Here is a 22,537-nt window from a genome sequence, read left to right on the forward strand (position 1 = left end):
TACATGGAGGGCTTTTGTACGCCATAAAAGGGGAAGACCCCGTCGGGGGGAACGGGGTCTTTTGTCTGGCAGCTAGTTCGCTTGCGCCCTTTGAGGGAATTGCCGGTAAACTCATGGGGGACACCTAGCTACCTTTATTTATATCGGAAAATAACCCATCGACTTTAGGGCTTCTTGCTCCTCATACCCCGGAACGCCTTATTCCCGGCTTATGGACCGGTGAACATGAGGTCCCCGGCTGGATACCGGGCAAGCCTGTGGGGTTTTCATCCCTCGCATCACGAATGGGGCGGTCACGAATGGGGTACTCGAGCGCGGCCTTCAGATCCCGAGCATGTCCTTGAGGATGGCGGCCTGGCGCCTGGATACGGGGATGCGGCTCTCCTTCTGGTCCTTGAGGGTCACCACCAGGGCGTTGCGCGAGAGCCTGATAATCTGGTTGACCTTCCTGAGGTTGACGATGAAACTGCGGTGGGTGCGGAAGAATTTCCGGCTGTCCAGCATCTTCTCCAGCTCCGCCAGGGTGTAAGTGGTGAGGTAGGAGTCGTCGAAGGTGTGGATGTTGGCGTATTCGTGCTTCGTGTCTATGAAGTAGATGTCCTCCATGGGGATGAGCTTGATGGCTTCTCCCCTCTGCACCGGTATCTGGTCCAGCACAGCTTTTTCGCGCTCCTCCGAGGCGGAGAGGCGCCGGGCGCGCCCCACTCGGTCCAGGATGACCTTTACCCGGGCGGCGAGCTCCAGGGGGCTGAAGGGCTTGGGCACGTAATCGTCCGCCCCCCCGCGCAACCCGATGACCTTGGACCTCTCGTCGTCGATGGCCGTGAGCATGATCACCGGGATGTCGCGGGTCCTGTCCTCCGATTTGAGGGTCATGAGCACTTGCCAGCCGTCCAGCTTGGGCATCATGACGTCCAGGATGATGAGGTCGGGCTGGACCTCCTCCACCATCTTCAGGCCCTCTTCCCCGTCGGCGGCCAGGAAGACCTCGTAGTTGTCCAGGCGGAGGTTCAACTCCACCACGTTGGAGATGGCCGGATCGTCCTCGATGAGGAGGATACGGTACCTCTTGTCCTCGGCCATGAGCCCCTCCCGCGATTCCTACTTGTCGCCCTTTTCAGGTTCGGCACATTATGAATTTCGTCAACCCCCGCATCCGCCTTAACAACCAACGCCCTCTTCATCCGGCCGCGGTTCCTCTTGCCGGCTCCGGCGGGAAGCGGTAACGGCGTTCTCTGCCCGGCGCACGATCACTTGGTGCGCCGATCTATGAAGTAGGTGCTCCCGGGGATGGACTTCGCGTACTTGAGGGTCTCCTTGGCGATCTCGCCCACCTCCCAGTGGGTGGAGATCCTCCTCCTCTGGTTGCTGGCTATCCCTATACTTAGGGTCATGATGGGTATGTAATTCTCCCTCCCCAGCCGGTCGATGAGGATGGAGTACCCGCGCTTGAGGTCCTCATCCCGGTAAAAGGAGGGCACCCTTTCCTCGAAGGCGGAGATTATCTCCTCGGCGATCCGGGAGGCCTTGTCCGGACTGGTGAGGATGACGAAATCGTCCCCTCCTCCGTGGCCGATGAAATCGTCGTAGTTTCCCGAGCGGCGGACGGTCTCGTCGATGATGGAGGCCAATTCCCTGATCACCGCGTCCCCCTGGGGGAAACCGTATATCTCGTTGTAGGGCTTGAAGTTGTCGATGTCCACGTACAGGGCGGCGAACTTGAGGTTTCTGGCCAGGCGACGCTTGGTCTCCGCATCTATGGAGATACTGCCGGGCATGCCGGTTAGAGGGCTCACGTCGCGCTTCTGCTTGGCGCGGATGAGGTTGATGGCGATGCGCGCAACCAGGTCCGAGAAGTCGAAGGGTTTGGTTATGAAGTCGTCCGCACCGGCCTCGATGCTGGCCACCTTGTCCTGGGCCTGGGTCTTGGCGGAGAGCATGACCACCGGTATCTGGTTGGTCCTCCCGTCGGCCTTCAAGCGGCGGCATATCTCCAGGCCATCCATCTCCGGCATGAGGATGTCGCAGAGGATGAGGTCCGGCTTCACCTCGTGTACCATGCGCAGGGCCTCTTCGCCCTCCTGGGTGGTGTAGACCTCGTATCCTTCCACCTCCAGGTTGAAACGGATGATGTCCAGGATGTTCCTCTCGTCGTCCACCACCAGGATCCTGACACGATTGCCAGACTTTTCCAATTACGCTCCCCCTCGCTCAATCGTGATCTCCCACCACGCCGATATCCGCGGCGGGGTCCGCTTCTCGTTCCCCACGCCTGGGTTCCAGCAGCAAGGGAAGCGTGAAGTGGAAGGTGCTTCCCTTGCCCGGTTCGCTTTCCACCCAGATGTTTCCACCGTGGGCCTCCACGATGCTCTTGCTCACGTAAAGGCCCAGTCCGGTACCGTAGACCTCCCGCGTGGAACGGTTGTCCACGCGATGGAACTTCTCGAAGATGTGCGGCAGGTGTTCGGCAGGTATGCCCACCCCGGGGTCGGTGACGCTGCACTGCACCAGATGGCGCTGTTTTCTGACGCCTACCCTCACCTCTCCCCCGTCGGGGGAGTACTTGATGGCGTTGTCCAGCAAATTCACCAGTACTTGCTCTATCTTGTCCGGGTCGGCGTAGACATTGGCGCTCTCGCATTCGGGGGCCAGGGTCAGCGTGTGTCTTGCGGACTGCGATTCCAGCTTTCCCACCACTATCTCCGCCAGCTTGACCATGTCGAACTCCCGCTTCTTGAGCTCCAGGCGGCCCGACTCGATGCGCGACATGTCCAGGAGGTCGGAGATGAGGCGCGTGAGCCGGTCGGTCTCCTCCTCGATCACCCTCAGGAATTGCTGGCGGGTCTCCTCGTCGAAGTTCACGTCCCGGCGCCGCAGAGTGGCTGTGTAGGCCTTGATGGAGGTGAGGGGGGTGCGCAGTTCATGGGAGACCGTGGAGACGAAATCGGACTTGGCCTGTTCCAGCTCCCGCAGGGTGGTGACGTCACGGATGATGGCGATGATGCCCAGGCTCTTCCCCGGCTCGGCCTCGATTAACGAGGTCTCCACCTCGAGGACCTTCCTCTCCGGTTCCTCCACCTGGATCTCCTCGGCCATCTCCTTCCCGGAGTTGAGGCTCCGAAGAAAGAGGTTGGCCAGGGCGGGAACGCGTATAACCTCCTTGACGTGGCGCTGTTCGATGTAGGGGAAGGGGGGGAGGTTGAGGATGCGTTCCGCGGCGAAGTTCGCCAGGATGATCTGGGCGTCGTTGTTCACGGCGATAACCCCATCGGCGATGGAGAAGAGCATGGCCTCCGTGCGCCGCTGGTCCTCGGCCATCATACGGTAGAGGTTGGCGTTCTCCAGGGCTATGGCCGCCTGGCTGGCGAAGAGGCTGAGCAGCCTCTGGTCGTCGTCGCCGAAGGAGCGCTCCCGGGGAGGAATGGCCACCTCCAGCACGCCCTTAGTGGTTCCCCGCCAGGTGATGGGGACCGCGAGATAGGAAAGGGGCCCCTCCAATCCTTCCCCCCAGGGTCCCGCGTGGCGGGGTTCCACCCTGGCCAGGCGCACGGGTTCGCCGGAGGCGGCGGCCTTGCCCGCGTAGTACTCCCCGGGCCGGAAGGAGCTGCCGATCACCCTCTCCTCGAGTCCGTAAACGGCTTTCACCCGGAGGAGTTCGTCCTCCTCCCGGAGGGAGAGGAGGCCTATCTCCGCGCCGACCAGTTCCACGGCCTTTTCCAGGACCAGGCCCGGGAGGTTCCCCGTATCCTGGTCATCGGTGAGGGAACGGCCCAGCTCGTAGAGGGCGGACTGTTCCTCCACGCGGCGGGCTATGAGGAGCAGCAGGTCGTCGCGAATCTCCTCCACCTTCACCCTCTCGGTGATGTCGTCGAGTATGATCACCCATCCGGCGGCCGGTTCGTAACCCGCCCGGATGGGTGAGATACGCACGGAGAGCGTGCGATCCGGGGCCCTGGCCAGGTGGGCCTCAAAGCTGCCGCCGCCCTCCCGCGGCGTCGGTTTCCCCTCCGGCTGGAGATACTCCCATAGGGGCCCGGCATCCACCAGGGAGTCCTCCACGATGTCTTTCAGGGAGGCCTCCGGCGGGATGGATTCCAGGCCCAGGAGGTCGCGGGCGGCCTGGTTGGCCATGACCAGCCTCCCCGCCGCGTCGCATACCAGGAGGCCGCTGCTCATGCTGCTCACGATCACCTCGCTCCTGGAGAGCACCATCTGGTAGAGCTCGGAGCGGGCTATGGCCGAGGCCGCCAGGTTGGAGATGGTGACCAGCAGCTGGACATCCTCGCGGGAGAAATGCCGCGGTGAGGAGCTGGCCAGGCAGAGAACGCCCATGAGCTCCCCGCCCATGAGAATGGGGGCGGCCAGGAGCGCTTCCGCTTGCTCCAGGGCCGGGCTGCAGGCCGCGGAGGGGTATCGGGAATCCCCCTTTCGCAGGAGCAGCGGCTTTCTCTCCTCGGCCACCTTGCCGATGATGCCTTCACCGATATCCATTTCCTCCGCCGTCGCCTCCTCGGAAGGGGGGAGAATGAAATCCTGCAGCTTCAGCTTTCCCGAGCCGCGGTCCAGAAGCCAGATGGACCCCATGTCGGTCCCCAGAAGGTCGGCGGTGGATTGGAGAAGGGAGCTCAGGGTCTCCGAGAGGTCCACCTTCTCCATGAGCTGGGAGCTTATACGGTAAAGGGATTCTATGCGCCTTGTCCTGGCGTGTTCGCGCCTGTCCAACTCGGCGACGAAGGAGATGAACACGGAGACCCCGAGGAGAACGAAGACGTCGACCAGCAAGACGGCTCCCTCCGTTTCCGGTCGCATTCCCGCGAGGAGGCAGGCCAGGGTGTAGAGCCCGCCTGCCGCCGCGGCCACCAGAAGGGTGACGGCCCACCGGTCGAAGAAGGAGAGGACCACCACGAAGAGCAGGAGGAAAGGGAAGAGGGGGCTGCGGACCCCTCCGGTCCCGTAGATGAGCAGGCAGGTGGAGGCGATGTCCCCGAGCAGGAGCGGGAGTCCGTATCCTCTGAAGGAGGTTTTGAACTTGGGACGCAGGAGCGAATGGTAAAGGAGTCCCAGGAGGCCCATGGCCGAGAGCCCCACCGCCCAGAGCGAGTAGTGCTGAGGAGCACCCGCGTAAAGCGGGTAGAGGCCCACCGCCAGGAAGGCCGCCCAGTGAGGAACCGGCAACCAGCGCGAAGTTCTCATAACAAGGATAATATCGTTTTTCGTCCCCCATTCATTGAGGGCCACTCGCCTTCGGGCACCGGCCCCTTTCTCGTCGCCCGGGTTCCTTCCGCGCGTAGCGGCCGGGTTGTCCGCAAGTTGGATTCCCTTTATTAATGTTTCCTCTTTCGGAAGGCGATGCCTTCCTCACGGGGAAGACATCCGGGCCCAAGGCGCGTGACATCTCGTCCGGCGTGCGCGGGTGCCGCTTCGGGGTTGCGGGTAACGGCCGGACATCCTCTTTCTTTGAGCGCCGGGATACGGAGGCTGTACGGCCCCCTTTCCATGAGCCGCCCCCCAGGGTGCGGGTGCGACCCGGATGGACGGTTCCTTTCCTGCGGGGCTGCGCCACTGGCGCCCTCTGCATCCCTTGAGCGAAGGATTTTCACTCACCGCGCCCCCGGCCCCCTTCCCGACCCCGCCGCGCCGGGGCGACCGGTGTCCACGCATGACATGTTTTTCTTCCCTTGGAGCCGCGCAGCTCACGCCCTTTTCGCCCTTGTGCGAAGAGTCTTCACCTCACGGCGCCCCGGACCTGTACGGATCCCGCCGCGCCGGGGTGGCGGGAGGAAACCCGGAGAATCTTTCCCTTTCCGGAGATCCGCTCTGCACGCCTCGTTCTTGACTTCCGGGGAGGATGTTTCCTGTGCTGCGCGACACGGGCCGTCCTGTTATGATGGACGGAAAAGGGGGGATATGCATGGCCTTGCAGGTGGGGATCATCGGCCTCCCCAATTCCGGGAAGTCCACCATATTCAACGCCCTGACCAGGGCCGGAGCGGCAGTGGCCGGATACCCCTTCACCACCGTGGATCCCAATTACGGGGTCACGGCGGTCCCTGATCCCCGTCTGGAGAGGCTGGCCGCCGCGGCCGGGTGCACGCGCGTGGTCCCCGCCGACCTTCGGGTGGTGGACATCGCCGGTCTCGTGGAGGGAGCCCACTGCGGCGAAGGGCTCGGTAACCGTTTTCTGGCCCACATCAGGGAGGTCGATGCCGTGGCCCATGCGGTACGCTGCTTCTCCGCTCCCGACGTACCCCACGTGCGCCCCGACCTTGATCCCGCGGCGGACATCGCCCTGGTGAACGCCGAGCTCATCCTGGCCGACCTCGAGACGGTGGCCCGGCGCAAGGAACGGATCGCCAAGGCCGCCCGCACCGGGGACCGGGAAAAGGCGCGCGAGCTGGAGGTCCTGCTCAAGGTGGAGGAGGGGCTGAATCGCGGGATGCCCGTAAGGGCACAGGATCTGGAAGACGAGGAATGCCAGCTCTTGGCCGGCCTTTTTCTGCTCACCGCCAAGCCTGTGATCTACGTGGCCAACCTGGGCGAGGAACGGCTGGGCGGGGGCGACTCCCTCCTGGAAGAAGTCCGGCGGCTGGCCGAGTCCGAGGGAGCGGAGGTGGTGGCCTTCTGCGCCAAGCTGGAGGCGGAGATCGAGGAGCTGGAACCGGGAGAGATGCGCGAGTTCCTGGAGGCCTACGGCATTGAAAGACCGGGGCTGGAGCTTTTCGTCCAGCACTGCTACCGGCTGCTGGGACTGATAACCTTTTTCACCACCGAGTCCGGCGAATGCCGAGCCTGGTCGCTCCGGCGGGGGAGCACGGCGGCGCAGGCGGCGGGTAGGGTACACACGGACATGGAGAAGGGTTTCATCCGCGCCGAGGTGCTGGGATGGGAGGAATTCCTAGCCCACGGTTCCTTCCACGCCGCCAGGGAGAAGGGGGCGGTCAGGGTGGAGGGGCGCGATTACGTGGTCCAGGACGGGGACGTCATGCTCTTCCGTTTCCACTGACCGCGAAAGGGTCCGGAGCGGCCTCGAATTGCTGAGGTCGGAGGCGTTTTAAGACGGGCGCGTCAGGGAGCAGGCGGATCGACCCTCGTCGGAGGGAAGGGCGTGGGAGGGTGGCCTTCATGTCTCGTGAGGTCGGACCCGTGTGCTGCCCGCGGAAGCCGTAGCTCAGACCTCCGACTTTTTCAGCAGATGCCTTATGACCATCTGGGCCCCTGAGTGGGGGTCGATCTCCCGGGTCTCCACCATCTTCCTGACCAGTTCCACCATCTCTGGGTCCTCGCTCAGGGCCCGGGAAACCGTCCTCTCCACCCTGCGGTTTATTATCTCCTGCAGTTCGGCAAGGATCCTCTCCCTGGCCTTCTTCTCCAGCAGCCCCTTCTCCTGAAGGTAGCGGTAGTGGTCCAGGATGGCCTCGGCCAGTTCGTCAACCCCCTGCCCGGTGGTGGCCACGGTGCGGATGACCGGGGGCACCCTTTCCTCATCCCGCTGGGACATCTCCAGCATCATGGTTATCTCCGTATAGGTGCGGCCGGCATCCTCCCGGTCCGCCTTGTTGACCACGAAGATGTCCCCGATCTCCATGATCCCCGCCTTGAGGGCCTGTATCTCGTCCCCACCTCCAGGCATGGTGACCACCACGGAGGTGTGGGCCAGCCGCACGATGTCCACCTCCACCTGACCCGCCCCCACCGTCTCCACGATGATCATGTCCTTCCCGAAGGCGTCCAGGATGTTGACCGCGTCGTTGGTGGCCACGGAGACCCCACCCAGGGAGCCGCGGGTCCCCATGGAACGGATGAAGACCTCCGGGTCGGTGGCCAGGTCCTGCATGCGCACGCGGTCCCCCAGCACGGCCCCTCCGGTGAAGGGGCTGGTGGGGTCTATGGCGATGATGCCCACGCTCTTTCCCCTCTTCCGCAGCTCCTTGGTAAGGGAGTTGACCAGGGTGCTCTTGCCGCTACCCGGGGCGCCGGTGATCCCCACGATGTGCGCCCTGCCCGTGTATTCGTGGAGCTTACGTATGGGCTCTCGGGCCGCGGGGTCGCCGTTCTCCACCAGGGTGATCAGCCTGGCCACGGCGCGGCGGTCTCCTTCCAGAAGCCTGGATAGAAGGTCGTCCATCCTCCCTCCTCGATCGTTTTACCTAAATATTCTCGATGTTTCCGTGCCGGGTGTCAAAGCGGAGCCGGCATGAGCGGCCGATATGCGTGATCGAGTTCCGCCGCGGCTATCCATGCGGTATGCGGTGCACGGTGCGAGGGGACGGGGTGCGGTGTATGCTTTATCCATGCGGCGGGTGAGGATTGTGAACCTTCACCGGGATACGGTGCTGGCGGAGGAAGCGGAGGTGGCAGAGACCCCCGCTTCGCGCCGCCGCGGGCTTCTGGGGATGGACCGACTTCCCGAGGGTGGGGGGCTGCTCATCGTCCCTTGCCGCCAGGTCCACACCTTCGGGATGCGCTTTCCCATCGACGTGGTCTTCATCGACGAGGCCCTGAAGGCTGTCCGCCTGGTGGAGCGCCTGCGCCCCGGAAGGCTGAGCCCCTTCGTCCTGCGTTCCCGCGCCGTCCTCGAGCTGCCCGCGGGCACCCTGGAGAGGACGGGCACGCGGGTCGGAGACCACCTGGATGTGAGGAGCATATAGAAGCGGGACCATATAGAAGCGATATTAAGGTGGTTGGAGGGTCCCACGGTCCGGCCTCCGGAGCTCCTGTGCGCAGGCCCGCAGACTTCGCTTCCTGCTGTGGTGGCCGGATCGGAGAAAACCCCGGCATTCTTTGGGTTTGTTTTTGCCGCCCGCGAACGATGGATTTCCCAACGGTATCGACGGGAAACGGGTTCATTCCATCACCGAGGTGAAGGCGGTGAAGATGATTCTTGATGATGCCCAACACGCATACCGGTGCCAAACTTCAGTGGGCTTGCGAGAAAATTATGGAAATATATGTCAGTGAACGTGCCCGGCACCGGAAAGGACGGGTCTTCATGCGCGTCTTCATTTACGAGAACGACGGGGAGGCCGTATCATGTAGGCATGATAGGTTGGAGGATAACCCGCTTTTTCCCCTCCGGGAAGGAGGAAGCCGACGACCGGGTGGTGGTGGAGCTTCCCCTGGAGATCGTGGTCAACGGGATGCCCCTGGTGGCCCTCATGCGCCTGCCCGGGATGGACAAGGAACTGGCCGTCGGCTTCTGCCTTACGGAGGGGATAATCGACGACGTGAAGAGGATCAAACTCCTCCGGCACTGCGGGTCCCTGGAGGCGGAGGCCGCGGCGGGGGAGATCCCCGGGGGAGACGCCCTGGACAAGGGCAACGTGGTGGAATTGGAGGTGGAAAGCCCCAGGGGTACGGACCGCTTCTCCTCCACCTACGTGGTACGCACGGGTTGCGGTGGGGCAGACCTCTCCGCCATCGAGGACTACCACCAGGGGTGGGTGACCTCGGAACTGCGGATTCCCTCACAGGTGCTCTATGGGCTAGAGAGGAAGCTCACAGCCGGACAGGAGGTCTTCCGCGCCACCGGGGGCACGCACGGGGCGGGGGTCTTCGACGGAGGGGGCCAGGTGTTGGTGGTGGCCGAGGACGTGGGGAGGCACAATGCCCTGGACAAAGTGGTGGGGTGGTGCGCCCTGCGCGGCATCTCCCTGGAGGATAAGATTCTCATGCTCTCCGGGCGCGTCAGCTTCGAGATGGCCTTAAAGGCGGTGCGGGTGAGGATTCCGGTGCTGGTCTCGGTGGCGGCGCCCACCTCGCTGGGGCTGCGCATCGCCGAGCGGGCCGGCCTCACCGTGGCGGGGTTCTGCGACGGGAAGAGGTTCAACGTGTACACCCATGGATGGAGGATTCTTCCCTGAGGCTCGGGATGGACGGATCGCCGGGATTGTGTGTCCTATGCCCTATGGAGACGGGAGACCGAAAGCCGTTCATCTCCCGCCCACGGACAGAGGGTTTTCCTCGAGGCGGGAAGCGGAGCGAAGCGGGTAATCCCAAGAAGTGCAGAAAGGCGAGAGGATCGATGAAAGGCTTTCCCCACGACGGCGCGGACGGGAGACGCTTCCCCGTGGCTTTTTGCCGCGTGACCTACGCGGGCTGCCCTTCGTGGCGGGAGGATGACCGGCACGGAGAACGCGCGGTAACTCCCATGAACCCGATCCCCTCAAGAGGAGAGCCGCCGCGCTTATGGTCCCCGTGAAGGCGGCGGCGTCCCGCGAGGTTCGAGGAGGGGCAGAGAGATGAACTCCCGGTCGCCAGCCCGTAATGAGGTTGGAGATTTTACGGCCGCCGTGCTGGCGGGAGGGAGAGGCAAGCGCCTGGGCATGGACAAGACTTCCCTGGAAATAGGCGGAAAGCCCATCCTGGAGCGAATCATCACCGTGCTGGAAAGCTTGTTTCCACGCATCCTCGTTGTCACCCAGAGAGACAACCACGCCGCGGAGTCCCTCGCCGGCCCCGGGGTGAATGTGGTGAAAGACATCCTGCCCGGGAGGGGTCCGCTGGGCGGAATATACACCGCTCTGGAATATTCTGCCAGTGAATTCGTCTTCGTCATGGCCTGCGACATGCCCTACCCGAACCCGGAGCTCATCCGCCTCCTCCTGTCCTGGGCGCCCGGCTGGGAGGCGGTAGTCCCGCGCCGCGGCCGTTACATCGAGCCGCTCTTCGCCGTTTACCGCCGGGATGTCCGGGAAAAGATAAGGGAGAAACTGGAAACCGAACGATTGAAGATCCACGAGGTCCTGGACGAGCTGCGCGTCCGCTACGTGGACGAGGAGGAGATGGCGGCGCGCGATCCGGGCTTCCTCTCCTTCTTCAACATCAACACACCGGAGGACCTGGAGGCGGCCCGGCGGCTTTCCGGGACCTGAGCCCCGTTGCCATAGGAGGGGCTGGAGGAGTGGGCAGGGGAGGCAGGAAGGACAAGAGTTGTGTGCATGGGAGGAAGGGATGGGGTTAAGAACATGACGGGCAGAACAGCCGCTTTTCGTGACCGACCGGACAAGGGGGCCGGAGGGCCGGCGACTTGTCGGATCCATCGAGGAGGGAGGGATGGGAGATGACCGGGAGGGAGAGGATGCTCACCGCCCTCAGGCGGGAGGAGCCTGACCGCGTTCCGGTATGGGAGATGGCCTTCAACGAGGAATCCATAATCAGGCTCGGAGCCTTCTTCACCGATGACCTTCCGCCCATGAAACTGGTGCAGCGGATGAGCATGGAGGAGAAGGTCAAGCTCCTCAACACCCTTTTCACCGTGATACGGGAACTGGAGCTGGACGGGATAACCTCCATAGCCCTACTGGGCACGGAGCCGGTGGACGAGGAGCACGTCAGGGACGGGTGGGGAAGGATACTGCGCATAAGCGAAGAGGGGGAGGCCACGGCGGTGGGCGGCCCCGTCTCCGACCCCTCCGATCTCAGGGCCGTGAGACCCTACCATCCCCAGCAGACCGATTTCCTCATGCTCATGGCCGCGAGAGGAGCACTGGGCGAGGGCTATGCCCATGTGCTGGTGCAGCCCGGCCCCTTCCGCGAGAGCTGGAGCCTCCTGGGGAGCATGGAGAAATTGCTCTACTACTACGTCAAGAACCCGGGTTTCGTCAGGGACCTGGCCCGCTTGGTCACCGATTACATCCTGGAGGTGGTGGACATGGCCGCGGACCTGGGGGCCGACGTCATCGCCCTGGACGGGGACCTGGCCTTCTCCCAGAGCACCCTCATGTCCCCCGCGCAGTACGAGGATTTCGTCTTCCCCTATCACCGGGAGATAACCGAGCAGGCACACCGGCGCGGCATGCTCATCGTCAAGCATTCCGACGGCAACATGTGGCCCATCATGGAGGGGATAGTGGAGGCGGGATTCGACGGATTCCACCCCGTCCAGCCCCAGTGCATGGACATCGGCGAGGTAAAAACCCGCTACGGGGGCCGCCTCTGCATCCTGGGGAACATCGACTGCACCTACCTCCTCCCGTTCGGAAGTGAGGAGGAGGTGGAGGAGACGGTGCGGGAGACCATCAGGGTGGCCGCTCCCGGCGGGGGTTACGTCATCAGCTCTTCCAACTCCATCCACCCCGGCTGCAAACCGGAGAATTACCTGGCCCTGGTCAGGGCGGCGAGGAAATACGGGACCTATCCCATTTCCGTGGAGGGATGAGGAGGCGAGATGAACGAGCTCCTGGAGATGCTGAAGCGGGCGGTCATGCTCGGGGACGAGGAGGAGACCGTCAGGCTGGTGGGCGAGGCTCTGCACACCGGCCTCCTCCCCCGGACCGTGCTCGAGGAGGCCATGATGCCGGCCATGGAGGAGATAGGGGAGAGGTTCTCACGCAACGAGGCCTTCATACCCGAGCTCATAGTGGCCGCCATGGCCATGGAGAAGGGGATGGAGGCCTTGAAGCCCTTCCTCGCCGGGGAGGAGAGGGGGAGGGGCCTGGTGGTCCTGGGGACGGTACACGGGGACATCCATTCCATAGGTAAAAACCTGGTGAGGATGTGCCTGGAAGGCGCCGGCTTCCAGGTGGTGGACATCGGGGAGGACGTGCGCACGGAGCGTTTCGTGGAGGCCTACCGGGAGCACCGACCGGACATCCTGGGCCTCTCCGCGCTACTGAGCTCCACCATGCAGCGCATGCCCGAGGTCATAGAGGCGGTGCGCGCCGAGGACCCCTCGGCGGTGATCATGGTCGGGGGAGCTCCGGTGACCCGGGAGTTCGCCGAGCGCATAGGCGCTTCCGGTTACGCCCCCAACGCCTTCGAGGCCGCGGTGAAGGCCCGTGAGCTCCTGAGCGCAACCGACTAGGGTGATAAGGGGATACTCGAGAGGTCGTAGTAGTATTGTATGCATTGTGGATGATCGGGTTTGTTCCGTTCCCGAAATACCCGTGACTCAACTTTATGCGCCCCTGCAGCCGTCTGCGGTATGCCGCATCCCTCTTCGCCGATACGGCCTTGCTCATCGTCGGGTACGGGAAAATTCTAGGGCGGATTGCGTGTGTACGGCGCGTAGGCGATTGCCGCTTTACTCCTCATCAGGGCCCCGGTAAGAATCGCTTAAGCGACCGCTTAGCTGTTCTGCGTGTCCGGTTGTCCGGACTTGCAGGCATCATCCGCTTCTACCAGAAGAGGCTTGCGGCACCGAAGGCCAGGAAGACGATCCCGGAGATGCGTCGCATCCACGGAGGAGAGACGAGGCGGGAGAGGCTGGTTCCCACAAGGGCCCCGACGAGCGACGTGAGGCATAGTGCCAGCGTGCCTCCCAGGAACACGAAGACCGGGTAGGAGTATCTGGCGGCCAGCGCCAGGAGGGAGAGCTGGGTCTTGTCCCCCAGCTCCATGAGGGCAATGATCAAAAAGACGGAGAGAAAGGGTTTGTGCCCTTCGGCTTTCCTCCCCTCCTCCTCCTCATCCCTGCGCAGAAGGGTTAGGACGCCGAAGAGGAGGAAAAGCCCGGCCACGCCGTATCTCACCACCTTTTCCGGCAGGAATTCGTACAGCGCCGTTCCCACGGTCACCGCCAGGGCGTTGAGGAGGGTGAAGGCCGCAGAGGCCCCGGCGAGGACCACCTTCCACTCGTAGCGCCCGGCCAGGGCGATGACGGCCAGTTGGGTCTTGTCGCCCAGCTCGGCGACGAAGAGCAGGCCGAAGGCGGTCAGTAAGGCTTTCCACCACATGGATAGAGGTTACCACGTCGCTCCGCCGATTGCCCAAGCGGTCGTTCCGCATCGCTTTAAGGAGAGGAATTCCTCTGATCCTGGACGGTGGTTCAGTAACAACCGGCATGCTTCATCCGATCATGCCTTAACGGGGTCAGTATCCCGTGTGGGCTACCAGGAAGGCTCCTATGCGTCGCGTGTATTCCTCCCCCGCCACCAGGGACACGTCGTTGTGCCCGGCGCCGGACACCAGGTAGAGCTCTTTGGGTTCCGGTGCCGCCGCATAGAGCTCCAGCCCTTCCTCCACGGGGATGAGCTCGTCCCGGTCGCCGTGGATGACCAACACCGGACAGCGAGCCCGGCCGATCTTCTCCAGGCTCGCGTACCTCTCGCCCAGGGGGACGCCGCGGGTGAGGAAGGGGAAGAGTTTCCGGGCCACGGAGGCCAGTGAGGTGAAGGTGGATTCCAGTATCAGGGCCCGCAGGGGCCTGTCCCGGGCTATCTCGCAGGCCACCGCCCCGCCCAGGGATTTGCCGAAGACGACGACATCGCCCTCCGCGACGCCCTTTCCCTGCAGCCACTCCAGTGCAGCCTCTCCGTCCAGGTAAAGGCCTTTTTCGTTGGGCTCCCCCTCGCTCTTCCCGTATCCGTGATAATCGATGAGCAGGGTGCGGTATCCGAGCGGCTCCAGTTCCATCCGGACCAGTGACCAGCTGTAGACCTCCTGGGCGTTGCCGTGAAGGAAGAGGATCACCGGTGCTCCCGCCGGCTCATCCCACCACAGGCCGTGGATGCGCACCCCGTCCGCGCATTGCATCCATACCTCTTCCGCGTTTCCCGCCCAAGAAGGGGGCGGTAGGTCCCGAGGGAGCCGGTCGGGATAATAGAGGAACCTCCTCGCCAGGTTATCCAGCCCTTTCAAGATCGGCCTCGCTTCCTGAACGTTCTCGTTTCATCGGGCGTGAAAGCCGCACGGAACCCTTTTGCCAAAGACGCACATTCTGGAAACATATTATCCTAAATCGCCGATGTCTTATCTTCTGCGCACTGGCCCCGGACATGCGAGAGGTTTGCCGTCCTGTGCCTCCTCGCATTCGTAGAGAAGATGTCCGGGACTGTCTTTACGGCACGGCTCCGCGGAGCATGAACGCGTCCTATTTGGGAAAAACAGGGCGCATGCCCCGCGCGGAAGAAAGCGCGGACAACGGTGCGGTGATGAAAAAAAAGGCTACTCGCGGAGTTCTTGGAGTGCAATCACCCTTTGAGCGGAAAGGTGGAGCCGTTCTTTCGGTGGTGGCCGGGAAAGCGGGTTAGAAGCTGCGAAGCGGCAGGCCGGCCCAAGAGGAGGCCTTAATCGCCGGAGGGTCCCGGAACAGGAAGTGATGTCCCTGAAGTCCGTCCATTCGGCGCCCGAGGAGGGGAATGCGCCTTTGATCATCCGTGGCGTGGAATAAAGACGGACAAGGCGCCTGGAGGCTGTTCGAGCAGAGGAAGCAAACCACCTCGATGGAGAGGGCCATCTTGTGCATGGCGGCCAATGGGCCCTGGCACAGCTGATACGGCACGAGATCTCCTCATCCTCTTCCGACTTCCCGGTCCGCGGGGAGAAAATCGCCTTCCTCCTCGGAGAAGGGGTTATTGGAGGTGGAGGGGGAGGATGGAGATGGGAGGGATTGGGCCTGGCCTGGTCGGGGGCAGTGGAAGCAAGCCAAGAAAGCATAGAGACGAGCGGTTCACGTACAGGGCTTAAAATAAAGGGGGTGAGGGGAGACCGGCGGGAGAAACGGGGATGATAGGCATGGGAGAGGGAGAGAGGTGAAACGGGTGAATTTTCCTCCCCACTGCCGGCTCCTGGAGGGCCCACCTCCATCACCCGATGAGGGATGGAGGGAGGCGGTGATCTCCGGCGGGGAGCACCTGAAAAGGGTCCTGGAGGAATACGGGGAACTCGGTTTTCAGTGTCTCTTAGAGGAGCTGGGGGAGGAAAACCTCGAGGGCTGCACCCAGTGCTACAAGCTGGGAGGCGAGCGGATGTTCCGGGTCTACGTCCGGCGGGACGTGTGAATGAGGGCCCGGGGAGGGCTCTGGGCCCCGTGCGGCGACCCGGCGGCTTCCCCTCGATGGCTCGGAACCGCGCCTAGTCCACTCAGCCGGCGATGGAAAGGGCGGCCTTTCTCGGTCCTTCAGAGGTGACCTCTCGGAGGCCGGGCGGCGATGGCCCCATTCGATAAGCGCCGCTGGGAGGGCTTTGAAGGGAGCGCTTTCCCTTGGTGGTACGTATCCGGATCGTCCCGCCCGGTGAAACAGCCTGCCCGTCCGACGGGACGGGCAGGAGAGTCACCAGGGGTTAAGCTTAAATCGAATCGACAGAAGAGCGGTACTCGCCTCAGCCCTCCTTCTTCCCTTCCTGCTCCTTGCGCTTGGCGATCTCCTCCTCGCGCAGGGCGCGCCGCAATATCTTGCCCACCATGGTCTTGGGCAGCTCGGGACGGAACTCCACCAGGCGGGGGACCTTGTAGGCCGCCAGCCGCTCCCGGCAGAAGGAGATTATCTCCTCCTCGGTGCACTCGCACCCCTCCTTGAGCACGATGAAAGCCTTCACCGTCTCTCCCCGGTACTCGTCGGGCACCCCCACGGTCACCGCCTCCTGCACCTTGGGGTGCTCGTAGAGGACCTCGTCCACCTCGCGGGGGTAGATGTTGAAGCCGCCGGCGATGATCATGTCCTTCTTGCGGTCCACGATGTAGAAATACCCGTCCTCGTCCATGGTGGCGATGTCCCCGGTGTAGAGCCAGCCGTCGCGCAGGGTCTCCGCGGTCTCCTCCGGTTTGTTCCAGTAACCTTTCATGACCTGGGGCCCGCGGATGATGAGCTCTCCGGGCTCGTTGAAGCCGAGCTCCGTCTTGCCCGTCTCCACGTCCACGATCTTGGCCTCGGTGTCCGGGAAGGGGATGCCTATGGAGCCCACCTTCTTCATCCCGAAGACGGGGTTGGAGTGAGTCACCGGGGAGGCCTCGGAGAGCCCGTAGCCCTCGGCGAAGATGCCCCCGGAGATGCGGCTGAACTTGCGGATGACCTCCACGGGGATAGGTGCCGATCCGGAGTTGCACAGCCTTATCTTGTCCACCCCGTAGGAGAGGGCGTCGGGATGGTTAAGGATGGCCACATACAGGGTGGGCACACCGGGGAAGAAGTTCGGCTTGTACTTCTGGATGACCTGGAGCATCATGTTGATCTCGAATTGGGGGATGAGGACCATGGTGGCCGCGTTGGCTATGGCCGTGTTCATGCCCACCGTCTGGCCGTAGGAGTGGAAGAAAGGGATGACGTCGAGGTATACGTCCTTGCCCCGCTCGGTGAACTCCTTGGCCCAGAAGACGCACTGGGTGGCGTTGGCCACCAGGTTGAAGTGGGTGAGCATGACCCCCTTGGGAAGGCCTGTGGTTCCGCCCGTGTACTGCAGGGCGGCCAGGTCCTCCTCGGGGTCGATCTCCACCTCGGGTACCTCCGGTTCCGACTCGGCGATCACCTCTTTCAGGTAGTAGACGCCGGGCCCCTTCTCCACGTTGGGCGGCGCCGGGGTCTCCATGTAGTCGGTGATGCTGGAGGCGATGAGGCGCTTCAGCGGGGTCTTGTCCCTGACCGCCTGGATGCGGGAATCGAAGAGGTCGAGATAGATGAGGGTCTCCGAGCCGGAGTCGTTGAACTCGTATTCCAGCTCCCGCTCCACGTGTAAGGGGCTTATGTTCACCACCGTGGCGCCGGCCTCGAGGACGGCGTAATAGGAGATGATGAACTGGGGAGAGTTGGGTAGCATGATGGCCACCCGGTCCCCCTTTTGCACCCCCATGCCCCGCAGGGCGGTTGCCAGCCGGCGTACCTGGTCGCGCAGTTCACCGTAGGTCAGCTTCTGGTCGAAGAATATGGTGGCCACGTTCTCGTCGTACTTCACGCAGGTCATCTCCAGCAACTGGTAAAGGGGCACGCGTGGGTAGCGTATGCTCTCCGGGACGAAGTAATCGTAGTGTTTCAGCCAGACCTTCTCCATACCTCTCACTCCCTCCTACGTCGATGCCTTGATCCTTTCCTGGGGTCATCCTTTGGCGCCGGGGGCGTTCGATCTCCGACACGGAAGACCTATCATGTTCTCGGAAGCCCCTGCATTTAAAGACGGAATCCACTTGCCGTTCGGCGCAGTGGACATCATCGATAAAAGCGCGCACCTGCAGCCGGCGAAACAGGTCAACCCACACCGTCCTGTTACCCGGATGCTTCGGTTGAAGGCAAGCATGCCGCCAAACGAAAAACAGCCATTTTTTGCCGACAATCTCACTTAATAAGATATATGCGGGTAATGCCGGAAGTCAAACCTGAGCAGGCAATAGCCCCTTTTCCGGTATACCTTGCCCATTTGGAGCGATGGCTTGTCATGTCGATCTTTTTCAAGCCTTAAACGCCCATATGCAATGGAACGTCCGGGCTATCTCCTGTATCGACCGCATATCGCGACGTTACCTTCAGATGGTAATTTATGGATATCACTTGCCGGAACCGTCCGCCACACTGTTGCCCAAACCAAAATATGGACGCGTCGCTCGAGGGTGGCGTCTCGGCGACCATCTGCTTCTCCGAACGGGAGTCGGGCCGCCGGACGCCGATCCGCCGGGATGAAGCGACATCAAGACAGGGCAAAGCAGGGGCGTATTAGGCTGACGAGCCGCGGTGGGAACGACCGTGTGGAGAGGGGGAAAGGCCAGGCGGTGAAAGGCGGTCGCGGGAACCTCGAGGCAGGGAAGTGCTGGCTATGGAGGTGGGCTACGAACGGGGAGGAAAACGCGGTTTCTAGGGGTGGCTCTTATCCTTGCCGGCGCCTCTATGGATCTGGATGCAGTTTCGGATAACGGCGATCATGCATGGGCCTGGCGAGGGTTTTCTTTATCTTTCCTTCGGGGTAGGCTTATGAATCCTCTGTGCGCACAGGATGACCTGCGGCGCGGCCTCAGAACCCATGGCCACGATCCGCCGATGCTCTGTGGTTCTCCCGGCGGACTTCGTCGGCGGGGGTCCCGCTCAATCCTCGTAGGAGTGGAAGCCGCGCCCGGACTTGCGGCCCAAAAGCCCCGCCGCCACCATGCGGCGCAGCAGGGGAGGGGGGAGGAACTTGGGGTCGCCCGTTTCGCCGTGTATGGTGAGGGCCGTCTCCATGACCGTGTCCAGGCCCATGGCGTCGGCCATCTCCAGTTGCCCCAAAGGGAGGTTGAAACCCAGCCGGGAGGCGCGGTCCACGTCCTCCGGGGAGGCCACGCCCGCCTCCACCAGGGCGACCGCTTCCAGGATGGCTGGGAGAAGAAGGCGGTTCAGAACGCTCCGCATCCGAGCCTCGTGCTCCTCCCCGGTCTCTCCGGAATGAACGGGCGGGAAATAGCTCTCGCGCTTGCCGGTGGAATAATCGTAGAAGCCGCGTCCGGACTTGCGGCCCAAAAGCCCCGCCGCCACCATGCGGCGCAGCAGGGGAGGGGGGAGGAACTTGGCGTCTCGAGTATCCTCGTAGATGGCCAGGGCGGCGCGGTAACCCACGTCCAGCCCGGCGTTGTCGATTATCTGCATGGGGCCCACCCCGGCCTCATACCCTCCCGTGGCGCGGTCTATCTCCTCGGGCGTGGCCAGGCCTTCCTCTATCACGCGCACGGCCTCGATGTTGGTGGGGATGTTCACCCGGTTGGCCACGAAACCGGCGTGGTCCCTCAGGACGAGCACCGTCTCCTTGCCCAGGCTGCGCGCCCATTCGTCGGCGATGCGCATGGTTTCCCCGGAGGTCTGAACCCCTCGGATTATCTCCACCAGGCGGAGCAGGGGTACGGGCCCGAAGAAGTGCACGCCAACGACCCTTTCCGGCCGGGAGGTGGCGGAGGCCAGTGAGGAGATGGGGATGGCCGAGGTGTTGCTGGCCAGGATGGCGTGCGGAGGGCATATGCGGTCCAATTCCGCGAACACCCGCTTCTTGAGCCTGGGGTCCTCGGGCACCGCCTCCACCACCAGGTCCGCTTCACGGGCCTCCTCCATGTCCACGGTGGTGGCGAGGTTCGCCAGGGCGGCGTCCCCTTGTTCGGCGGTTATCCTCTCCTTGGAGACGAGCTTGCCCAGAGAGGACCTTATGGCCTCCAAGCCGGCCTCCAGGCGCTCCTCGCTCACGTCGCACATGGTCACCCGGTAGCCGGAGAGGGCGGCAACTTGGGCGATGCCGTTTCCCATGAAGCCCGCGCCGAGAACGAAGACCTTTTCTATCTCCAAGGCCCCTCCTTTGTCCGCAGAAACAGCTCCTTCCCTTGTGCCTCCGGTCGCCTTCGTGTCCTCCTCCATGGTGAAGGTGGACCAAAAGCCGGGAAGGAGGTCCGACCATCCCTCCAGCTGGGGGTCACTGCCCTTCCCGTCAGGGAGATTATATCCCTCGGGAACATGGCCGGGACAGCCACGTGCTGCGCCGGCCTTTTGCGGGCTTCGCGCTTGAGGGATTAAGGATTCTTTGAATCGTGTCCTTCGCCTCCCATTTCCACCTCGGCATCGACCTGATTCCCTCCCGACATCGGTGATTCATGCGTAAGCGTGCTCGGCCACATGTCGTATACCTCTCGAGCCGGGAAGCGGCCGCGGTCGGCGCCCCGGTTCCTGGGCGCTATGAAAAGAAGGTAAATCATGGGTGTTTCGGAAGGCGTAAATGGTCTTCTGCCTGGTACGGCGAGGGTCAAGAAGCGGCACAAGAAACCCTATCCGCATGTTGTACGGGGTAGAGAGCGATATCCGGGATCGGACCGTCCGCCCGTAGGCACTCCGCAACTAATGACCGGCACGGGCCGCCGCGCCCCTTTTGGGCTCTTGACGTTTGATGGTCCGGGGATTCGGGGGCCCGGGCGTGAACGTTTCTTCCCCCGGCGAAGGGGATAGAATCTTATGCGGCCCGAGAACGTCAAACGGACACGCCGGCGATCGCGGACCCCCAAGCCCTCGCCGCGGGTCGCGAACCTCGCGGTAAAGGGAAGATTACGCGGGAGAGCTGCAGGTCCGCCCTAGAACCGGCCGCTTCACCGGATCGGGTCATCCGCAGGGGAGCGGTCGCCGGCCAAGGAAAGGGCCCGGCCGGAAAAAAGCAGTGAGGGAAAGGAGGCAGGATGGAGGACATGGAGATCGTGACCGTGGGAACGCCGACCGCCAACTGCTACCTGGTCAAGGGCGATGCGCCTTATCTTGTGGACACCAATACCCCGCGGGCCGGGAAGAGATTGATGGAAGCGATTTCCAGGAGTCGGATGAGGCCGGAGGAGCTCCGGTATATCCTCGTCACCCACTATCATTACGACCACACTGGAAACCTCGCCGAATTGAAGCGATTGTCCGGCGCTCGGGTGGCGGCCGGGGAGAGGGACGCGGAGGTCATAGCCGGAAGGAGGCCTCCCGCCGGGCCGGGGAACATAAGCCCGGCGGGGCGGCTGCTGCGGAGGCTGCCTGCCTCCCTGCTCGAGAAATATCAGCATTTCGAGTCCTGCGAGGTGGACCTCCCCCTGCATGAGGGCATGGTCCTGGATGAATTGGGGTTGGAGATCCTTGAGCTCCCAGGGCATACCGAGGGCGGCGTTGCCTACTTCCACCGGGAGAAAAGGCTGGCCTTCATCGGGGACATGGTCTCCAACATCCTCAACCGGCCCGGGCCGCCCTTTCTCTCCTTCAGCTACGACCGCCGGGCCATCGTTGAATCCATGCGCCGCTTGGCGCAGCTGGACCTGGAATACGCCTACCCGGGACACGGAAAGGTCATAGGCCCCGGCGCCTCAGAAAAGATCGGCCACCTGGCGGAAAGGCTTTCCTACCGGTGGAAGCTGTAGCGGCGGGCGGGGATGAGGGAAACGACGTATTCTCGCGGGCGCACGAGGACGGGGCGGACTTCGGGAGTCCGCCCCGTTTGTCGTCAGGCCCCGAACGCCTCAGATGGCGACGGCTTTCGAGGCCGCTTTTATCCTTCAGGTCTTCTCAGTCCCGGATCACCTCGAAGTAGGCCACGTCATGGATGGACCCGGTGCGCTCCTCGGCCCACACGGCGCGCATGCGCATCCCCACCTCGAGCTCCTTCTCGTCGGTCACGTTGCAGTAATGCATCATGCGCGTGTTGGCCCCGTCCAGGGTCACCCAGATGGAGGTGAAGGGGACCTTCATCATGCCCCCGGTGTTGGGGTCGATGTAGGGGAAGCGCACGATGGTGAACCCTTCCAGGACTCCCTCCGGGCCCACCTCCACCCACTCGTTCATGTCCAGGAAACAGCGGCCGCAGACCATACGGGGGAGCATGTACACCGTGCCGCACTGGCTGCACTTGGTGGCCAGGAACTTCTTCTCCTTGAGGCCGGCCAGGAACTTGCTCCAGTAATAACCCAGGTGCCAGTTGAAGTCGTACTCGATGTGCCCCGACTCGTGGGTCAGGAGCTCGTAACCCTCCGGGGTGTGCGTGCGCTTGCGCTTGTCCTCGTAGATTCCCATGGGCTTCATCCCTCTCACCTCCTCCTCAGGGGAGCTCCGCGCCCAGGATCATCACGTCCGACCAGCTGCAGCCGCCGAAACCGGTGGCCAGGGCCAGCTTCACGTTCTCCACCTGGCGCGCCCCCGCCTTGCCCATCACCTGCCAGGCGGCCTCACCTATGCGGATGAGGGCCGTGGCCCCGATGGGGTTGGTGGAGATGACCCCTCCGGAGGGGTTGATGGGCAGCTTCCCGTCCATGTGGAAGGTGCCCTTGCGCACCAGCTTGGGGGCCTCGCCGTGGTCGCAGAACCACAGGGAGTCCATCCACTTCACCCCGCAGGTGGAGGCCGGGAGGTAGAGCTCGGCCACGTCGAAC

At 63.2% G+C, this 22,537-nt stretch carries 18 protein-coding genes; 8 read left to right on the plus strand and 10 right to left on the minus strand.

Features of this window, described 5'->3' with window-relative positions; translation table 11 throughout:
• Positions 1–321: 321 nt before the first annotated feature.
• The 3 genes from H7007_RS13375 to H7007_RS13385 all read right to left on the minus strand — a co-directional run bounded on the left by H7007_RS13375 (position 322) and on the right by H7007_RS13385 (position 5,175).
• On the minus strand, positions 322–1,083 hold the full coding sequence (locus tag H7007_RS13375) for a LytR/AlgR family response regulator transcription factor (protein WP_287155848.1): 762 nt from the start codon (positions 1,081–1,083) through the stop codon (positions 322–324).
• A 167-nt stretch (positions 1,084–1,250) separates the two neighbouring features.
• Complete coding sequence (locus H7007_RS13380) at positions 1,251–2,195, minus strand: GGDEF domain-containing response regulator (RefSeq protein WP_287155849.1); 945 nt, start codon at positions 2,193–2,195, stop codon at positions 1,251–1,253.
• 16 nt (positions 2,196–2,211) lie between these two features.
• On the minus strand, positions 2,212–5,175 hold the full coding sequence (locus H7007_RS13385) for a GAF domain-containing protein (RefSeq protein ID WP_287155850.1): 2,964 nt from the start codon (positions 5,173–5,175) through the stop codon (positions 2,212–2,214).
• A 736-nt stretch (positions 5,176–5,911) separates the two neighbouring features.
• On the opposite strand from H7007_RS13385, the gene ychF reads away from it, so the two are divergent.
• Entirely contained in the window at positions 5,912–7,003 is a 1,092-nt protein-coding gene (ychF, locus tag H7007_RS13390) for a redox-regulated ATPase YchF (protein WP_287155852.1), read from the plus strand.
• A gap of 165 nt (positions 7,004–7,168) precedes the next feature.
• Here the strand turns inward: ychF and meaB are convergent, their stop codons facing one another.
• Entirely contained in the window at positions 7,169–8,125 is a 957-nt protein-coding gene (meaB, locus tag H7007_RS13395) for a methylmalonyl Co-A mutase-associated GTPase MeaB (protein ID WP_287155853.1), read from the minus strand.
• 166 nt (positions 8,126–8,291) lie between these two features.
• Between meaB and H7007_RS13400 the strand changes: the two genes are divergently transcribed.
• The 5 genes from H7007_RS13400 (at position 8,292) to H7007_RS13420 (ending at position 12,802) form a co-directional block, all read left to right on the plus strand.
• A complete protein-coding gene (locus tag H7007_RS13400; RefSeq protein WP_287155854.1) occupies positions 8,292–8,648 on the plus strand; it encodes a DUF192 domain-containing protein in 357 nt (118 codons plus the stop codon).
• 390 nt (positions 8,649–9,038) lie between these two features.
• Positions 9,039–9,860, plus strand: coding sequence for a formate dehydrogenase accessory sulfurtransferase FdhD (fdhD, locus tag H7007_RS13405; RefSeq protein ID WP_287155855.1), 822 nt, complete (start codon positions 9,039–9,041; stop codon positions 9,858–9,860).
• 378 nt (positions 9,861–10,238) lie between these two features.
• The gene (gene mobA / locus H7007_RS13410) at positions 10,239–10,871 is read left to right on the plus strand and encodes a molybdenum cofactor guanylyltransferase (protein ID WP_287155856.1); all 633 of its coding nucleotides are present in this window, start codon (positions 10,239–10,241) and stop codon (positions 10,869–10,871) included.
• A 188-nt stretch (positions 10,872–11,059) separates the two neighbouring features.
• A complete protein-coding gene (locus tag H7007_RS13415) occupies positions 11,060–12,157 on the plus strand; it encodes a uroporphyrinogen decarboxylase family protein (protein ID WP_287155857.1) in 1,098 nt (365 codons plus the stop codon).
• 9 nt (positions 12,158–12,166) lie between these two features.
• Positions 12,167–12,802 (plus strand): cobalamin B12-binding domain-containing protein, encoded by a 636-nt coding sequence (locus H7007_RS13420; RefSeq protein ID WP_287155858.1) that lies wholly within the window; start codon positions 12,167–12,169, stop codon positions 12,800–12,802.
• Positions 12,803–13,115: 313 nt separating this feature from the next.
• On the opposite strand, the gene H7007_RS13425 is transcribed toward H7007_RS13420, so the two are convergent.
• Both H7007_RS13425 and H7007_RS13430 read right to left on the minus strand, forming a co-directional pair.
• Positions 13,116–13,673 carry a TMEM165/GDT1 family protein gene (locus H7007_RS13425; RefSeq protein ID WP_287155860.1) on the minus strand — a complete coding sequence of 186 codons (558 nt, stop codon included), beginning with the start codon at positions 13,671–13,673 and terminating at the stop codon, positions 13,116–13,118.
• A 136-nt stretch (positions 13,674–13,809) separates the two neighbouring features.
• The gene (locus H7007_RS13430; RefSeq protein WP_287155861.1) at positions 13,810–14,577 is read right to left on the minus strand and encodes an alpha/beta hydrolase; all 768 of its coding nucleotides are present in this window, start codon (positions 14,575–14,577) and stop codon (positions 13,810–13,812) included.
• Between the two features lie 893 nt (positions 14,578–15,470).
• Between H7007_RS13430 and H7007_RS13435 the strand changes: the two genes are divergently transcribed.
• Entirely contained in the window at positions 15,471–15,719 is a 249-nt protein-coding gene (locus H7007_RS13435) for a hypothetical protein (protein WP_287155862.1), read from the plus strand.
• A 322-nt stretch (positions 15,720–16,041) separates the two neighbouring features.
• Here the strand turns inward: H7007_RS13435 and H7007_RS13440 are convergent, their stop codons facing one another.
• On the minus strand, positions 16,042–17,703 hold the full coding sequence (locus H7007_RS13440; protein WP_287155863.1) for a long-chain-fatty-acid--CoA ligase: 1,662 nt from the start codon (positions 17,701–17,703) through the stop codon (positions 16,042–16,044).
• A gap of 1,022 nt (positions 17,704–18,725) precedes the next feature.
• Positions 18,726–19,946, minus strand: a complete 1,221-nt coding sequence (locus tag H7007_RS13445) for a 3-hydroxyacyl-CoA dehydrogenase (RefSeq protein WP_287155864.1) — start codon at positions 19,944–19,946, stop codon at positions 18,726–18,728.
• Between the two features lie 875 nt (positions 19,947–20,821).
• Between H7007_RS13445 and H7007_RS13450 the strand changes: the two genes are divergently transcribed.
• Entirely contained in the window at positions 20,822–21,532 is a 711-nt protein-coding gene (locus H7007_RS13450) for an MBL fold metallo-hydrolase (protein ID WP_287155865.1), read from the plus strand.
• A gap of 145 nt (positions 21,533–21,677) precedes the next feature.
• Here H7007_RS13450 and H7007_RS13455 read toward each other — a convergent pair whose 3' ends face one another.
• Together H7007_RS13455 and H7007_RS13460 are read right to left on the minus strand one after the other, a co-directional pair.
• Positions 21,678–22,190: a Zn-ribbon domain-containing OB-fold protein gene (locus H7007_RS13455; protein WP_287155866.1), complete on the minus strand. Its 513-nt coding sequence runs from the start codon at positions 22,188–22,190 to the stop codon at positions 21,678–21,680.
• Positions 22,191–22,206: 16 nt separating this feature from the next.
• Positions 22,207–22,537, minus strand: a 331-nt coding sequence (locus tag H7007_RS13460) for a thiolase C-terminal domain-containing protein (RefSeq protein ID WP_287155867.1), incomplete at its 5' end; no start/stop codon positions are given.

This window comes from Candidatus Solincola tengchongensis (assembly GCF_015711935.1).
GTDB classification, from domain to species: domain Bacteria; phylum Actinomycetota; class Geothermincolia; order Geothermincolales; family RBG-13-55-18; genus Solincola_A; species Solincola_A tengchongensis.

Coding starts and splice junctions, on each gene's coding strand:
- H7007_RS13375 (WP_287155848.1), bottom strand. CDS start 1,083: ATGGCCGAGGACAAGAGGTACCGTATCCTCCTCATCGAGGACGATCCG.
- ychF (WP_287155852.1), top strand. CDS start 5,912: ATGGCCTTGCAGGTGGGGATCATCGGCCTCCCCAATTCCGGGAAGTCC.
- meaB (WP_287155853.1), bottom strand. CDS start 8,125: ATGGACGACCTTCTATCCAGGCTTCTGGAAGGAGACCGCCGCGCCGTG.
- H7007_RS13400 (WP_287155854.1), top strand. CDS start 8,292: ATGCGGCGGGTGAGGATTGTGAACCTTCACCGGGATACGGTGCTGGCG.
- fdhD (WP_287155855.1), top strand. CDS start 9,039: ATGATAGGTTGGAGGATAACCCGCTTTTTCCCCTCCGGGAAGGAGGAA.
- mobA (WP_287155856.1), top strand. CDS start 10,239: ATGAACTCCCGGTCGCCAGCCCGTAATGAGGTTGGAGATTTTACGGCC.
- H7007_RS13415 (WP_287155857.1), top strand. CDS start 11,060: ATGACCGGGAGGGAGAGGATGCTCACCGCCCTCAGGCGGGAGGAGCCT.
- H7007_RS13420 (WP_287155858.1), top strand. CDS start 12,167: ATGAACGAGCTCCTGGAGATGCTGAAGCGGGCGGTCATGCTCGGGGAC.
- H7007_RS13425 (WP_287155860.1), bottom strand. CDS start 13,673: ATGTGGTGGAAAGCCTTACTGACCGCCTTCGGCCTGCTCTTCGTCGCC.
- H7007_RS13440 (WP_287155863.1), bottom strand. CDS start 17,703: ATGGAGAAGGTCTGGCTGAAACACTACGATTACTTCGTCCCGGAGAGC.
- H7007_RS13450 (WP_287155865.1), top strand. CDS start 20,822: ATGGAGGACATGGAGATCGTGACCGTGGGAACGCCGACCGCCAACTGC.
- H7007_RS13455 (WP_287155866.1), bottom strand. CDS start 22,190: ATGAAGCCCATGGGAATCTACGAGGACAAGCGCAAGCGCACGCACACC.